This is a genomic window from Streptomyces sp. NBC_00316 (assembly GCF_036158715.1).
Lineage (GTDB): Bacteria > Actinomycetota > Actinomycetes > Streptomycetales > Streptomycetaceae > Streptomyces.
On record NZ_CP108023.1, the window covers coordinates 7,621,327 to 7,636,102 of the forward strand.

The 14,776-nt window shown below is 68.4% G+C and carries 10 protein-coding genes and 3 pseudogenes; 9 read left to right on the top strand and 4 right to left on the bottom strand.

Features of this window, described 5'->3' with window-relative positions; all coding sequences use genetic code 11:
• Positions 1–142 precede the first annotated feature (142 nt).
• The 3 genes and pseudogenes from OG878_RS34000 to OG878_RS34010 all read right to left on the bottom strand — a co-directional run.
• Positions 143–517, bottom strand: a pseudogene (locus OG878_RS34000) (AMP-binding enzyme); the annotation flags it as partial.
• A gap of 570 nt (positions 518–1,087) precedes the next feature.
• The gene (locus tag OG878_RS34005) at positions 1,088–1,666 is read right to left on the bottom strand and encodes a CoA-binding protein (protein ID WP_328890317.1); all 579 of its coding nucleotides are present in this window, start codon (positions 1,664–1,666) and stop codon (positions 1,088–1,090) included.
• Complete coding sequence (locus OG878_RS34010) at positions 1,663–2,835, bottom strand: ATP-grasp domain-containing protein (protein ID WP_328890318.1); 1,173 nt, start codon at positions 2,833–2,835, stop codon at positions 1,663–1,665. The genes OG878_RS34005 and OG878_RS34010 overlap by 4 nt, the downstream gene beginning before the upstream one ends.
• 99 nt (positions 2,836–2,934) lie before the next feature.
• Between OG878_RS34010 and OG878_RS34015 the strand changes: the two genes are divergently transcribed.
• From OG878_RS34015 to OG878_RS34035, 5 genes and pseudogenes are all read left to right on the top strand, one after another.
• Positions 2,935–3,960 (top strand): ATP-binding SpoIIE family protein phosphatase, encoded by a 1,026-nt coding sequence (locus OG878_RS34015; RefSeq protein ID WP_328890319.1) that lies wholly within the window; start codon positions 2,935–2,937, stop codon positions 3,958–3,960.
• Positions 3,936–4,512: pseudogene (locus OG878_RS34020) on the top strand (serine/threonine-protein kinase); the annotation flags it as partial. The gene OG878_RS34015 and the pseudogene OG878_RS34020, both read left to right, overlap by 25 nt.
• Positions 4,513–4,711: 199 nt before the next feature.
• The gene (locus tag OG878_RS34025; RefSeq protein WP_328890320.1) at positions 4,712–4,885 is read left to right on the top strand and encodes a hypothetical protein; all 174 of its coding nucleotides are present in this window, start codon (positions 4,712–4,714) and stop codon (positions 4,883–4,885) included.
• 301 nt (positions 4,886–5,186) lie between these two features.
• A pseudogene (locus tag OG878_RS34030) lies at positions 5,187–5,489 on the top strand (DUF2201 family putative metallopeptidase); the annotation flags it as partial.
• Positions 5,490–6,151: 662 nt separating this feature from the next.
• Positions 6,152–9,145, top strand: a complete 2,994-nt coding sequence (locus tag OG878_RS34035) for a GH59 galactosidase (RefSeq protein ID WP_328890321.1) — start codon at positions 6,152–6,154, stop codon at positions 9,143–9,145.
• A gap of 51 nt (positions 9,146–9,196) precedes the next feature.
• Here the strand turns inward: OG878_RS34035 and OG878_RS34040 are convergent, their stop codons facing one another.
• Positions 9,197–10,384: a substrate-binding domain-containing protein gene (locus OG878_RS34040; RefSeq protein WP_328890322.1), complete on the bottom strand. Its 1,188-nt coding sequence runs from the start codon at positions 10,382–10,384 to the stop codon at positions 9,197–9,199.
• A 199-nt stretch (positions 10,385–10,583) separates the two neighbouring features.
• On the opposite strand from OG878_RS34040, the gene OG878_RS34045 reads away from it, so the two are divergent.
• Genes OG878_RS34045 through OG878_RS34060 form a run of 4 tightly spaced genes read left to right on the top strand, consistent with a single transcriptional unit; the run spans position 10,584 to position 14,773 of the window.
• A complete protein-coding gene (locus OG878_RS34045) occupies positions 10,584–11,603 on the top strand; it encodes a hydroxyacid dehydrogenase (protein WP_328890323.1) in 1,020 nt (339 codons plus the stop codon).
• A gap of 52 nt (positions 11,604–11,655) precedes the next feature.
• Positions 11,656–12,924 (top strand): ABC transporter substrate-binding protein, encoded by a 1,269-nt coding sequence (locus OG878_RS34050; RefSeq protein WP_328890324.1) that lies wholly within the window; start codon positions 11,656–11,658, stop codon positions 12,922–12,924.
• Complete coding sequence (locus tag OG878_RS34055) at positions 12,921–13,865, top strand: carbohydrate ABC transporter permease (protein WP_328890325.1); 945 nt, start codon at positions 12,921–12,923, stop codon at positions 13,863–13,865. Before OG878_RS34050 ends, OG878_RS34055 begins: the two co-directional genes overlap by 4 nt.
• Positions 13,862–14,773, top strand: coding sequence for a carbohydrate ABC transporter permease (locus tag OG878_RS34060; RefSeq protein ID WP_328890326.1), 912 nt, complete (start codon positions 13,862–13,864; stop codon positions 14,771–14,773). Before OG878_RS34055 ends, OG878_RS34060 begins: the two co-directional genes overlap by 4 nt.
• Positions 14,774–14,776 lie beyond the last annotated feature (3 nt).

The window sequence follows — 14,776 nt, forward strand, 5'->3', positions numbered from 1 at the left end:
TACGAGCTGGACCGAGTTCCTACGCAGGCTCATGGCTGACGAGTTCGACGAATGCCCCCGAAGCGACCTGTCTCTGGGCGGCGGGTGGGCACCTTCGTGAGAGAGGGCGGCGTCACCGGCTGACGCCGCCCTGCTGCACGGGCTACGCCTTGTCCACCAGGACGACCTCCAGCTCGCCGTCGGCGTACTGGGCCCGGATCAGTTTCTTGTCGAACTTGCCGACGCTGGTCTTGGGCACCGCCGGAATCAGTGACCAACGCTCCGGCAGTTGCCAGGAGGCGACCCGCTCGGCGAGGAAGGCGCGTAGCGCGGTGAAGTCGACCGAGGCACCGTCACGCAGCACCACGGTGGCCAGCGGACGTTCGCCCCACTTGTCGTCGGGTACCGCGACCACGGCGGCCTCGGCTACATCGGGATGGTCCACCAGGTGGTTCTCCAGTTCCTGGGAGGAGATCCACTCGCCGCCGGACTTGATCACGTCCTTGGCCCGGTCGGTCAAGGTCAGGTAGCCGTCGGGGCCGTGGCCGAGCTGTCGAGGGAGCACGCTGTATGCGCGGCGAACGAACACGGACGGCCAGGGGACGATGGCCTCCTCGATCGCCATCCCGGTCCTGATACCGCCTGCGCGCGCGTGCTGCCGGACGATCTTGTCGGGACCGCCCGTCGCCACGGCAAAGGTGCAACGCCTGGCCATCTTCGATTCGTACCGCGGTCGGCCGGGGCTGTCCGCGGTGCCGGCGCCTACGGCCAGGGCCGACCGGGCAGCTCCGAGGTCGGGCTCGATCACGGGGAGGTCCTCCTGTCCGTGAGCGACGCCGGTGCACGAAGCGCCCCGGCCGGGAGAACTTCCTGGAGGTACGCGCGCACTTCGTGCGTCGAGCGGGCGACACGGACCCCCGCGTCCCTGAGCGCTGCGATCTTTTCCTGGACGGTCGCCCCGCCGGCCCCGCCGGCCCCGCGCAGCGCGTGCCCGAACGGCAGGGAATCCGACAAGGCGTCGCCTGCGCGTCCCACCACCATCGCGACTCGCCGAAGACCAGCACGGCCCGGGTCAGCGGGTCCTGGGCCACCAGCTCGACCCCTTCGGTCAGGGGCGTACCGACCTCGGCACGCCGCCGATCGACACCTGCACGCTGGTGCCCCAGCCCCAGGTCCGCACGAACATGCCCAGCTCGGAAGCCATGCCGCCACTGCGGGAGACGATTCCGACCGGACCGGGGGCGAATCGCTGCCACGGCTCATCGCCGCCCGGGCAGCCGATCCGGCCCACGCCCGGCACCACGATCCCCTGGGAGTTCGGCCCGATCACCCGGCAGTGGCCCCGGCGGGCGACCTCCAGGACCCGCAGCCAGTGATGCTGCGGAATCTTCTCCGAGCTGACCACGACCAGTTCGATCCCCGCCTGCGCCGCCTCCACGACCGCATCCGCCGCGGCCTGCGGCGGCGCGTAGCTCATCGCCACCCTTGCGCCCGTCACGGCGACGGCCTGCGCGACTGTGTCAAAAACGGGCACCCCGTGCACCTCGGAGCCCCCCATGCCGGGGGTCACGCCGGCCGCCACACGCACGCCCGAATCGAGCATCCAGCGGGTCTCCAGCCGGCCTTGCGTGCCGGTGATGCCCTGTACGAGCAGCCCCGGACCGGTTTCCAGAAGTCCTCGGATCATCGGGCGAAGCCCTCCCATGCCTGGGGCGCTCGGCCCATCGCGGAGATCAGCAGGTCGCAGGCGTCTTCGAGCGACGCCGCGTGGTCGAGTACGAGTGCTCCCGGCAGCCCCGCCTTCAGCATCTCCCGAGCCTCGGCCTCGTGCGGCCCGGCCAGCCGGACCACCGTCGGCACATGCCCAGCATCGAATCCGGCCGCCTCGGCGGCCTGGATGAACTCCTGGGCCAGCTCGCGAGCGTCGACCAGGTTCAGCACCGCAGCTCCGAACAGCGCCCCGCGGATCCCGGGGACGGACAGGGCGGAACGGAACAGCGCCTGCATCTTGGCGCTCCCGGCACCCGGCGAGGCGTCGAGGTAGCAGGCCGGGAGGACGCCGTTCTCGTACAGGTAGTCCAACCCGACAAGACCCGCGCCTCTCCCACTGATCAGGTAGGCCACGTCCCCGTCGAGCTCGATGAACGCCACGCCGGGACGGTGGGGCTCGGCGGCGTCCGCCTCACGCACGGCGATCTCGCGCGGCGAGGGAGCCCTGTGCGGGGCAATCACGGGCTCGACCAGCACATCCGGCCGGAATCCCCTGGCCGCTGCCCGGCCGTGAGGGTCGAATTCGACCGCCACGCCGACGGCGACCAGACGGTGCTCGTCCCACCGGAAGGGGTTGACCTCGACAAGAACTGCTTCGGCGGCGCAGAAGGCGGTCCAGAGGATCTGCAGCGCGTGAGCGAGTGCACTGCGCAGTTGCCGGTCCTTGACGTCAGCCCGGTCGAGCAGGCTGACGACCTCGTGGTCGTGCAGGCCCTCTGACAGGCGGACCTTCACCGCAGCCGCCTGACGCGCGTCGAATCCGACTCCGCCGGTAACGCTCGCCCGCACGACGGCGCCGTACGAAATCTCGTCGAGCGCGATGGAGAGGCAGCATTCGCCCCCCTCGACGTACTCCTCCACGACGGCAGGCGTACCGCTTCGAAGAGTCGCGGCGACAGCGGCCGACAGCTCGTCCGAGGACCGGCAGATGTGCACGAGACCGGCCGGCCCCTTGCCGCCGCCGACGATGTCGGGTTTCACCACCCACGGTGGCCCGAACATCGGCTCGTGCGGTGCCAGGATCCGCCCATCCGTCACGACGACCAGCTCGGGCGTCGTGACGCCGAGCCGACGCAGCCACGGCATCGCAGCGCTCTCAGCGGCGAGCACACCATCGCCACGACGCTCGAACGGCGTCTCCTCCCCGACCGCGCCGTCCCGCAGACCGCCCTGGGAACCGCCGGTATGCCCATCCCTTCCGAGGGCGCGGTGGGGTGGTGCGACACTATCGCCCTGCCAGGTGCCCGAACTGCCCTGGTCGTCGGCGAGATCGCGGGGCAGGGCATCCACGTCACCGCAGCCGTGGGGCAACTGCGCACCGTCGTCCGCTCCCTGGCCGCATTCGACCTGGAACCCGACGAACTACTCGCACGTCTGGACGACACGGCAAGTCTCCTGGCCGCCGAACGCGCATCGCTGCCGTCAGGCGACTCCCTCCATCACGAAGTATTCGCGGCCACCTGTACATATGCCATCTACGACCCCTTGGCCCTCACCTGTGCGGCCGCCAGCGCCGGCCCCCCGACCTTCGCCATCATCCTCCCCGACGGGACCACCCGGATCCCCGACATCCCGGCCGGTCCACAACTGGGTGCCGTCGACAGGGCACCGTTCGCCGCAAACTCCTTCGAGATTCCCGAAGGCGGCATGCTGGCCATGGCGAGCCCCTCGACCCTGAGCGCGCTTCCAAGTGATCCGGAGCTCCTACAGCGCCCGCCGGCAGGCGCCGATCAGTCCTTGGAAGAGATCCTCGACGCCATCGTGTCCAGGCTGCTCGCCACCGACGCCGGGTCAAGGGCCGCGGCAGTCCTCCTTGCCCGCCCCCGCGGCTTCCCCAGCGAATGCGTTGCCACCTGGCAGCTCAGGGCCGACCCCACCGCCACAGCCACCGCCCGACACCACGTCCACGCTCAGCTCGCCACCTGGAACGTGGATGAGGAAACGGCCTTCAACACCGAACTCATCGTCAGCGAACTCGTCACGAACGCCGTCCGCCACGGCAGCCCCCCGACAGAATTGCGCCTGATCTACGGCCGCACCCTCACCTGCGAGGTGCGCGACACCAGCCCTGCTGCACCACATCTTCGCCACGCCCGGACAGTCGACGAGGGCGGTCGTGGGCTGTTCATCGTCGCCCAGATTGCTCAGGTCTGGGGCACTCGCTACAACGCCGACGGCAAAACCATCTGGACGGAGCAGACGCTCACGTGATTGCAGCCGGCCCGCCGCAGCGCCAGGGCCGGATCATTGGCCGCCTCGGCTCGCGCGGTACGGGCACCGTTCACGCCGGCCTCGACCCGGACGGGCTGCGGGTCGCAGTCAAGGTCATCCATGCCGAGCAGGCCGAGGACCCAGAGTTCCGGGCCCGCTTCCGCCGCGAGGTTCAACTCTCCGCCCGCGTTCAAGGGCCGTGTTTCGCAGCAGAACCCAACGCCGAGTTCCCGTGGCTGGCCACCGCCTACGCCTCGGGTCCCACTCTCAACCAGCACCCTGCCGCCCACGGCCCTCTCGCCGGCGGAACCTTGTACGCCTTTGCCGCCGGCACCGCCCAGGCCCTCGAGGCCATCCACGCATCCGGCGCCGTCCACCGGGACGTCAAACCGCAGGACGTCATCCTTACCCCCGCGGGCCCTCGCGTCCTGGATTTCGGCATCGCCCACGCCGCCGACGGCACCTCTGTGACTCGAACCGGCGTGATGACGGGGACGCCCCGGCTGGATCAGCCCCGAGCACTACCGCACCGGAGTCACCGAAACGGGAGGTCAAGGCACTGCGCCCCAGAAACCGCAAATCGAGCGCCACCAAACACTTCTGGCGGGAACACAATGAACTGTGTGGGGATCGCTGCGGCGGAGCTGCTGGAGAGCGCGGCCGTCGGAGGAGGCGTGGCGCTGCGACGCCCATTGTTTCCGCTCCGTGGCCAGGGGCAGGCGGATGAGTGAGTGCCTACGAAAGGACCGACATGAGTGTCGGAGAGAAGGCCAAGGCCAAGACCGAGCAGGTTGTCGGGAAGGCCGTGAGGAAGGTGGCCCACGCGGTGGGCAACGAGACCACCGCGGCCAAGGGAGCCGCGCTGGAGGCCCGGGGCAAGGCCCGGGACATCAAGGAGAGGTCGAAGGACAGGTTCAGGCGCTGACCACGCCACACGTCGTGGGCGGAGCCGGTGCGAGGTTCTTTTCCGAGCAGGGCCGGCGGTGCGCAGCTGGGCCTGGCGCTGCAACGGCTTGACCCTGCACACATCGCGTCGCACCGGCCCGCTCCGGCGCGCACGCATGCGGCGGTGGCCTCTGCCGCTCGTGCTCCGGCGCTGATCTCCGGACGCACTCAAGCGGAACCCGGCCTTCGCCGCTGTCACGGCTTCCGTCTGCAGACAGGCCACGTGTGTCTTGACCCCGGCCGGGGGCCCGGCTGCCGTCACCTCCAACGGCACCGTCCACCTGCTGCCGGCCGGGCTGATCCAGGAGATCTGGGCACTGGCCCACCCGCCCGTGCCGTGGGATGCGAGGCTCGCCCGCTGCTTTGACGAGTACGTCCCCCGAGCGGAATCCGTACGGTCCTACGCTCGCCGGGCGCGGCGGCAGGCGTCGACACCGGACATCCCGCGCGCGGGCCGGAACTTCCCTCCTCAGGAGACGCCACGCTGCACCTTCGGAGTCGTTCTCGACACCTCCGGATCGATGAACAGCGCCGTGCTCGGCAAGGCACTCGGCGCCATTGCCTCGTACGCGGAGGCACGCGACGACGGCGTGACCGCGGTGCAGGTCGGCCTCGCCGCCAACCCTCCCTACCGGCCGAGCTCGTCGGCCGGCCGATCGGGGCGGCGGACGACGAGATCGCCTGGAACTCGCGTATCGCCCCGGCCTCACCGGGACGCAGGTGACCGCCCTGGTCGCGCGCTTCCCCGACACAGCCTTCCCCTGGCACATGAGAGGCGTCTGACGGCGGCAGGTGGATTCCGTGGTGTTTCCGGACGGACCGGCCGGCTCTCCTCGCCGAAGGGGTGGGGCCGCCGGAGGGGGCGCGGCTGTTCGCCGGGTCACGATCCTGAGTACCCGCGCAGCGGCTGCGGGCCAGGTGATACGTCGAGACGAACGGCTACAACTCTCTCGACGCCCGTCCACCACGACGGGCCGGCCATCGCCGTCGGCCAGACCGTCGTCGACACCGGTGGTCTCCAGGCGAGCCATCTCGGTCCGTCGGAGGGTACGCGCTGCCTTCAACCAGCAGGCGGTGAAGGTGAATCGGCCACCCGAAGACGAGTAGCGCGCCCGACCCCGATGTTCGAGTGCGAATGAGTGTGGTCGTGTACGGGTGATCCGTAGAGGGCCTGAACGGCGTCGTTGTGTCATGTTCCCGCGCCCGAGCCAGGACGAGGCAGACGAGGCAAAGGAAACGAAGCTGGATGCGTACACAGAAGACGCGCACGCAGAAGACGCGCACGCAGATGAAGACGCGTGCGCAGAGAAGGTTGAGATGGGCGTCGCTCGCCGCGGCCGCTGCCGTGACGCTGGGGACGGGACTGGTCGCCGCGCCTCCCACGCACGCGGCAGACGACCCGGTCGAGGTCATGGTCGACGGTGACGACGTGCGTGCCGACAACGTGAACGGCCTGACGTACAAGGGCCTCGGCGTGCTCAGCTGCAACAGCACAAGCAATTTGCTGATGGACTACAAGGCCGAGCACCCCGAGCGGTACTGGCAGCTCATCCGCGTGCTGTTCGGCGGTGAGAATCCCCTCGTCAATCACGTCAAGGTCGAGATGGGGTCGGACACGAACACCTCGACCGGCGCCGACCCGGCGACCATGCGCACACGGGACGAGCTCGCCGACGCCTCCCGTTCCCCGGGCTTCCAGTTGGCCGCCGACGCCAAGACGGTCAACCCGAAGCTCAAGGTCTCGATTCTGCGCTGGGAAATGCCCCAATGGGTCCAGCTGGAATGGAACATGGGCACCGGCACCGACGAGATGTACCGCTGGTACAAGGAGACCATCCTCGACGTCTACGAGAAGTACGGGTACATGATCAATTATGTCAACCCGGACAAGAACGAGACCCGCTCGCCGGACATCCCGTTCATCAAGTGGTACAAGAACGCGGTCGTGAACGACACGGACTTTGCAAGCGAGCGCTACGGAATTCCGGCCGGTGAGCGGGAAGCGGTCGCCAAGGCCTATCACCGCATCAAAATCGTCGCCTCCGACGAGAACAACAGCCTCAACATGGGCCCGGCGATGCTCAGCGACGCCGATCTCTTCGGAATCGTCGACGCGACGGGCTACCACTACACCACGGAGGACCGGCGCGAGGGCGCCGCAGACAGCTCCACCTATCTGCCGTACACGAAGCTGGCGACCGGCGGCAACACGTACGGCCAGGACAAGGAGGTCTGGTACAGCGAGGGGACCGCCTCGTTCGGCTACACCGACTACCGTGTCAACAACAACGAAGGCCCGAACGGTGCCAGCACCGGAATCGGCGGTGTGCAGAGCGCTCTCGACGTCGCCAACCGCCTCGTCAAGAGTTACGCGAATTCCAAGCGCACCCACTACATCTTCCAGCCGGCGATCGGTTCCTTCTACGAGGGCGCCCAGTACAGCCACAAGGAACTGGTCAGCGCACGCGACCCGTGGTCGGGATATCTCCACTACGACGCGGCGCTGTACGTGATGCAGCAGTTCACCGGGTTTGCGAAGACGGGCTGGGAGAACGACACGAACACGGCGGGCATCTGGCGCACGGTTCCCGAAGCCAGTTACAGCGGAGTGATCGGCACCGAGAATCTCGACGGCTCCAACGGCGCCCCCAGCTACATGACGCTCGCCGATCCTGAGAAGAAAAACTTCTCGACCGTCGTCGTCAACGACAGTGACCAGCCGAAGACGTACCGGATCAAGGCTGAGAATCTGCGGCTCGGCAGCGACCGCACGATGGAGGTGTGGGAGACCCGAGCGGCCGACGCCGGGCAGCGCTACGACGCCAACTTCAAGCACCTGGTCGACGAGATCCGGCCGGATGCCGATGGCGCGTACACGTACACCGTGAAGCCGCGGTCCATCACCACCCTGACCACGCTCGACAAGAGCGCCGACGCGTCCACGAATCAGCGCCTGCCCAAGTCCGGGGAACGCGCCGTCCTCGACAGCGACGAGAGCGGCAAGCGCGGCGACACCCACGACACGTACCTGTACGCGGACGACTTCACGTACGACGAAGAGGGAAGGGTCGAGGTCGGCAGGACGTTCCAGCCGTACCTCGCCTCGCGCGGGAACCAGCCCCGCTACATGGTCGACCAGACCGGCGCATGGGAGGTGGGCGGCGACGGAGTGCTGTACCAGTACATGGACCAGTCGATGAAGGACGCCGCCGCCTGGAACAAGAACACCCCCAACACCACGGTCGGCGACTTCCGTTGGGAGAACTACAAGGCGTCGGTCGACGTCTCCTTCCCCGACCCGGACGGCGGTCTCGCGGCCCTGGGCGTGCGCCAGCAGAAGGGCATGGCGATCAGCGACGCCGCCTACAACCTGCGCATCGGTCCCGACGGCGCCTGGACGTTCTACGAGTACGGCACGGCCCGCGCGCAGGGCAAGGTCGCGGCGGCCGACGGTTACCGCCTCGCTGTCGAGGCGAAGGGGGCGAAGGTCACCGCCTTCGTCGACGGTAAGGCGGTCGCGACCTACGACGACCCGACCCCGCAGACCGAGGGCCGCGTCAAGCTCGGGAGCGGCTTCCAGAGGACGGGCTTCGACAACCTGAAGGTCGAGAGGGTCGACGGCTACACGCCGTACGCCAGCGCACAGTTGGACAACATGGACAGTGCGGTCACGTACGAGGGCATGTGGAGCCGGAAGGCCTCGCTCGGCGACGCGATGGACTGGTACCGCTCGACGTCGACGAGCACGACGGCCGGCGCGTCCTTCACCGTCCCGTTCCGCGGTACGGGGGTCGACGTCATCGGTGGCAACGACGGCAGCGCCGTCCTCGACGTCTATGCCGACGGCGAACTCGTCGCCAGGAACGCGAAGACCGCCGCCACCGACAAGCGCCTGGCGGCGTACGCGCTGCGCGGCCTGCCGGACGGCAAGCACCGGCTGAGGTTCGTCCTGAAGTCGGGGACGCTCGTCCTCGACGCACTCAATACCTTCTCCGCCTCTCACGAGGAGGACGGCGCGGTCGACACGGCGCCGATCCACCGTGCCCTCGCGGAGGTCGCGGGGCCGGAGCAGGGGGCGTACACGGCCGCGTCGTGGGACGTGTTCGCGCATGCCGTCGCCGCCGCGAAGTCCGCCGTGGCCGGACAGGACGGCCTCGACACCGTCGGCGTCGAGCAGCTCGCGAGCAGGCTGCGAACGGCGTACGACCAGTTGGCGCGCAACGAGGACGCCGCGCAGTAGAAAGCTCTCGTACAGGGCGAGCGGTCCCGGCGGAGGCCTCACCGGGGCCGCTCAGGCCGGTTCGCGGCGCCGCGTCGTGGGCGCGGGCATGGAGTGCGGTGCGGCCGGTAGCGACGAGGCACGGATCATCAACTCCGGAAGAATGAGCGCCCGTTGGGCCGGGCGGCGACTGCCTTCGAGCAGGCGCGCCAGCATCATCTCGACGGCCGTGCGGCCCACGAGTGCCTTGGGCGGCCGTACTGCTGTGATGGGCGGGTCGGCGAGATGGGCGACCTCGTCGTCGTAGCTGACGATTGCCAGGTCGTCGGGGACGCGGATGCCCTGCTCGGTCAGGTACTGGACCACCGAGAGTGCGTCGGGGTCGCTGTGCACGATGAGCGCGGTGATGCGGGAGCGGTGGCAGCCTTCCAGGATGTCACCGATGATCCGGCGGTGTCCCGGGACGTCGAGGGCAACGCTCTCGCGTATCAGGAAGTCAGCGGACAGACCGAGTTCGGCGCAGGCGCGGTGCCACCCCACGGCGAGGTGCGCCGAGGTGGGGCTGCCCTTGGACAGCACGAGCCCGATATTGCGGTGGCCGAGCGTGTGCAGATGCCGGACCGCCATCTCCAGCCCGGTCGCGTGATCGCTGCGCACCCATTCGAGCTGGTGCGGCGTCGGGGTCCAGTCAGGCGTGTTGCGCTCCACAAAGACCACGGGGACCGGCAGTTTGCCGATCCAGTCGATCATCTCGTGCATGCCGGGGCCTTCCAGGTTCGGCGCGAGGAGCAACCCCTGCACCTGCCCGGATTCGGTCAGCCGGACGATCTGTCGGCGGTCCTCCGCCTGGTCGTAACTGGAGCCCCGCAGCTGGACGTTGACGCCATGCGCCGCCGCGGCGTTGCGGACGCCACTGACGATGTGCGGCCAGTAGAAGTCCAGCGAGGGGACCACCATCCCGATCGTGTACGCGGGCATCGCGAGCCGCCTCCGCCGCACCGGCTCCTGCTCCAGGGCAGAGGGCAGCGTGGCCCCGCCATGCACCCGGGTCAGCAGGCCGCGCTCGGCCAGCGCCGCGATGTCGCGCCGGATCGTCAGCTCGCTGACCGAGAGGTCCTGCGCGAGATCGCGTACGCGAACAGCGCCGTGCAGCCGCAGCTGGTCCATCAGCCGTTCGCGGCGTTGCAGCGCGAACAGCTGGTCGGCCCTCGCGGAAGATCCCGCGGGTCCCTCGGGCCCGGTGAGCCGTGTCGACGCCATGGCGCATCCCCTCCCGTCCGGTACTGAGCCCGGGCGATGTTCGAGTCTGTTCGGCTCGTTTCGTCTGTGGTCGAGCTCTGGTGGGTCTGTGTGGGTGACCACTATCTCTGACTCAGCGTCTTCTGGCTGGAACTCGCCGGAAACACGGATGGCACCTGCTGTTTGAGCGGGCGCCCAAAGGCAGAGGAGCCCGCACCGCATGCAGACCAAGGCCCGCGCTCTGGTCGTGATGAGCAGGTCCAGCTTCGAGGCACACTTCGACCAGGACCGGCTGCGCCGCCTCGCCGACCTCGTGACCCTGGACGAGCCCTGCTGGACGGACGACCTCGACAGTGCACGGTCGCGCGAACGCCTGGCCCGCGCCGAAGTGCTGATCACGTCGTGGGGCGCGCCCGCTCTCACACCGCAGCGGCTCGCCGCGGCACCCCGCCTGCGGGCCGTGCTGCACGGGGCGGGCAGCGTGCGCGACCTGGTCGGGCAGGAGGTGTGGCGGCGCGGGATCCGGGTGACCAGCGCCGCCGACGCCAACGCCGTACCGGTGGCGGAATACACCCTCGCCGCGATCATCTTCGCCGGGAAGAAGGTCCCGTTCCTCGCCGCCGACGAGCAGCGCGCGTACGAGGGCTGGGGCTCGGTCACCGGCTACGGCGACCTGTCCAACTTCCGGCGGACCGTCGGCATCGTCGGCTTCTCGCGGATCGGCCGTCAGGTCGTCGAGCTGCTGCAGGTGCTGCGCGGCACTACCTGCCTGGTGGCCGACCCGTACGCCGACCCGGAGGAGGTGGCGCGGGCCGGTGCGAGGCTCGTACCGCTGGAAGAGATGCTGCCGCGGGTCCACGTGCTGTCCGTGCACGCCCCCGAGCTGCCCGAGACCCACCACCTCATCGGTGCCGAACAGCTGTGCATGCTTCCCGACTTCGCGACGGTCATCAACACCGCGCGCGGCTCGCTCGTCGACCCGGACGCGCTGGCCGCCGAGTGCGCTGCCCGCCGGCTCTTCGCGATCCTCGACGTCACCGATCCCGAACCGCTGCCCGCCGACTCGCCGTTGCGCCGACTCGCCCGCGTGATGATCACGCCGCACATCGCCGGGTCCCTGGGCACCGAGATCGGCCGGCTGACCGACCACGTCCTCGACGAACTCGCCCGCTGGGTCGCCAGCAAGCCGCTGCGGGCCGAGATCACCGCGGAGAGCTGGGCCCTGGGCCTGAGCGCCTGACTCCGACCCGCTTGCTCCACCGTCCTCAACCACTCAAAGGAGAGCTGCCGCAATGAAGTTGACGAAGAACCTCGCCCGTATCGCGCCGTTGGTCGTCGCCGCGACCCTCACTGCCACCGCCTGCGACGCCAGCGGCACGGTCGGCACCTCGTCGTCCAAGGGCAAGACCGTCGTGAAGATCGCGTTGTGGAACTACAAGACCACGCCCGAGTTCAAGGCCCTGATCGACGGCTTCGAGGCCAAGAACCCCGATATCGACGTCCAGCCGGTCGACATCCTCGCCGACAACTACCCGGAGAAGGTCACCACAATGCTTGCGGGCGGTGACACCACCGACGTCCTGACCATGAAGAATGTCACCGACTACGCCCGCTACGCCACCCGCAACCAGCTCCTGCCGCTGACCGACGAGGCGGCCAACCTGGACAAGGCGTCGTACTCCGGTCTCGACGACTACAACCTCAAGGGCAAGTACTACGCGCTGCCCTACCGCTCGGACTTCTGGGTCCTCTTCTACAACAAGGACATGGTCGGCAAGGAAGACCTGTCCAAGCTGACCTGGGACGACTACGCGGAGCTGGCGAAGAAGTTCACCAAGGGCTCCGGCTCCGACAAGGTCTACGGCACCTACCTGCACACCTGGCGCTCCGTCGTCCAGGCGATCTCCTCCGCGCAGACCGGCGGCGACCAGCTCGGAGGCGACTACGCGTTCTTCAAGGACCAGTACGAGATGGCCCTCGGCCTGCAGAAGGCGAAGGCGACCCTGCCGTTCTCCACAGCCTCCAGCAACCAGATCACCTACGACTCGCAGCTGACCACCGGCAAGGCCGCCATGGTCCCGATGGGCTCGTGGTGGGCGGCCGCGCTGCTCGCCGAGAAGGCGCAGGGCAAGAACGACATCACCTGGGGCATGGCGCCGATGCCGCAGGTCAAGAACGACGGCAAGACCGTCACCTTCGGTTCGCCGACCGCGTTCGCCGTCAACAAGAAGGCCCGCGACGCGGACGCCGCCAAGAAGTTCGTCACCTGGGCCTCAGGTCCCGAGGGCGCCGCCGCCGTCGCGAAGATCGGCGTCACGCCCGCGTACACCAGCGACAAGATCCTCGACACCTTCTTCTCCGTCGACGGCATGCCGACCGACGCACTGTCCCGCAAGACGATGCAGCCGACCACGGTGCAGCTGGAGATGCCGGTCAGCGACAGGACCTCCGACATCGACCAGATCCTCAAGGAGGAGCACGAGATGATCATGAGCGGCGAGAAGTCCGTCGACGAGGGCATCAAGGAGATGGACAAGCGTGTGAAGGACGAAGTCCAGTGAGTGTCGTCGCACCCCCCGTCACCCAGCACGCGTCCGCCGGCGCTTCCGCGGCCCGCCAGGCCGCCGCGGAGCGCCGGCGGCGCCGCAACCTCCTGGTCGGCTGGTCGTTCATCCTGCCGAACTTCCTCGGGTTCGCCGCCCTCACCCTCGTCCCGGTAATCGGCGCGCTCGCTATCTCCTTCACCGACTGGGACTCCTACTCCACCCCGAAGTGGGCGGGCCTGGACAACTTCCAGCGGCTGTGGACCGACTCCAACTTCTGGGCCGCGCTGCAGAACACCCTGTACTACGCGGCAGGACACATCCCGCTCACGCTCGTGGTGTCGCTCGGCCTCGCCGTGCTGCTCAACCAGAAGCTGCGCGGCGTGCACGTCCTGCGGACCGCCTTCTTCTTCCCGTACATCACCTCGCTCGTCGCCGTCGCCGTGGTGTGGAACATGCTGCTGAGCCCCGAGTCGGGGCCGGTCAACCAGTTCCTGACGTTCCTCGGCATCGACCACCCGCCGGGCTGGACCAGCTCCCAGGACTGGGCGATGCCTGCGCTGATCATCACGAGCGTGTGGCGGGACATGGGCTACTACATGGTGCTGTTCCTGGCCGGACTGCAGACCGTCCCGGCCGAGCTGTACGAGGCGGCCCGCATGGACGGCGCGGGCCTCTGGCAGCGGTTCTGGCACGTCACCCTGCCGGGGCTTCGGCCCACGACCTTTTTCGTCACCGTCATGATCACGGTCTCCAGCTTCAAGGTCTTCGACCTGGTGCAGGTCATGACCGAGGGCGGGCCGGGCCGCTCCACCCTCGTCCTGTCCCAGCTGATCTTCCGTGAGGGCATCACGCAGGGCCGCTTCGGCTACGCCTCGGCGGTCTCCCTCGCGCTCTTCCTGATCTGCCTGGTGATCACGCTGATCCAGTTCCGGATGCAGCGAAGGAGCGAGCGATGAGCACCACCGTGCTGCGCAAGGACGGCAGCGCGCCCACGGACCCGGCTCCCGCAGGCTCTCCGGCGGAGCCCCGCGCCCGCAGCGGCGCGGTGGTGGTCACCGGGCAGATCGCCCTGTACGTGCTTCTCGCCGTGGTGGCCCTTGCGGTTCTCCTGCCGTTCATCTGGATGCTGATCTCGTCGGTCAAGGATGACCGCGATGTCTTCACGGTGCCGATCCAGTGGATCCCCGAAGAGTTCAAATGGGACAATTTCACCACCATCTGGACGCGGGTGCCGTTCGCCGCCTACCTCGGCAACTCGTTCTTCCTGAGTATCGTGATCACGTTTCTGCAGGTGCTCACCGGCAGCTTCGCGGCGTACGGCTTCGCCAAGATGCGCTTCCCGGGCCGGGATTTGCTGTTCACCGGCTACATCGCGACGATCGCAGTGCCGTGGCAGGCGTACATGGTGCCGCAGTACGTGATCATGCAGAAGCTCGGCCTGGTGAATTCGTACACGTCACTCATCCTGCTGCAGGCGTTCGGCGCGTTCGGAGTCTTCCTGATGCGGCAGTTCTATCTGACGATCCCGGACGAGATCAGCGAGGCGGCCCGCCTCGACGGCCTGACCGAGTACGGCATCTGGGCGCGGATCGTGCTTCCGCTGTCCAAGCCGGCCCTCGCGAGCCTCGCGCTGCTGACGTTCGTGAACACCTGGAACGACTACATGGGCCCGTTCATCTACCTCACCGACAACCGCCTGTGGACGGTGCAGTTGGGGCTGCGCGCCTTCGTCGGGCAGTACAACGCGGAGTCGGCGATGATCATGACGGGTTCGGTGCTCTCCGTGGTGCCGGTCCTGGCGGTGTTCCTGCTCGGCCAGCGCTACTTCGTGCGCGGCATCGCGACAACCGGTGTGAAGGGCTGAGGG

Excerpts from the sequence above, each read along its gene's own strand:
- OG878_RS34045 (WP_328890323.1), top strand. The coding sequence starts at position 10,584 with ATGCAGACCAAGGCCCGCGCTCTGGTCGTGATGAGCAGGTCCAGCTTC.
- OG878_RS34015 (WP_328890319.1), top strand. The coding sequence starts at position 2,935 with ATGCCCATCCCTTCCGAGGGCGCGGTGGGGTGGTGCGACACTATCGCC.
- OG878_RS34050 (WP_328890324.1), top strand. The coding sequence starts at position 11,656 with ATGAAGTTGACGAAGAACCTCGCCCGTATCGCGCCGTTGGTCGTCGCC.
- OG878_RS34060 (WP_328890326.1), top strand. The coding sequence starts at position 13,862 with ATGAGCACCACCGTGCTGCGCAAGGACGGCAGCGCGCCCACGGACCCG.
- OG878_RS34025 (WP_328890320.1), top strand. The coding sequence starts at position 4,712 with ATGAGTGTCGGAGAGAAGGCCAAGGCCAAGACCGAGCAGGTTGTCGGG.
- OG878_RS34010 (WP_328890318.1), bottom strand. The coding sequence starts at position 2,835 with ATGCCGTGGCTGCGTCGGCTCGGCGTCACGACGCCCGAGCTGGTCGTC.
- OG878_RS34005 (WP_328890317.1), bottom strand. The coding sequence starts at position 1,666 with ATGATCCGAGGACTTCTGGAAACCGGTCCGGGGCTGCTCGTACAGGGC.
- OG878_RS34040 (WP_328890322.1), bottom strand. The coding sequence starts at position 10,384 with ATGGCGTCGACACGGCTCACCGGGCCCGAGGGACCCGCGGGATCTTCC.
- OG878_RS34035 (WP_328890321.1), top strand. The coding sequence starts at position 6,152 with ATGCGTACACAGAAGACGCGCACGCAGAAGACGCGCACGCAGATGAAG.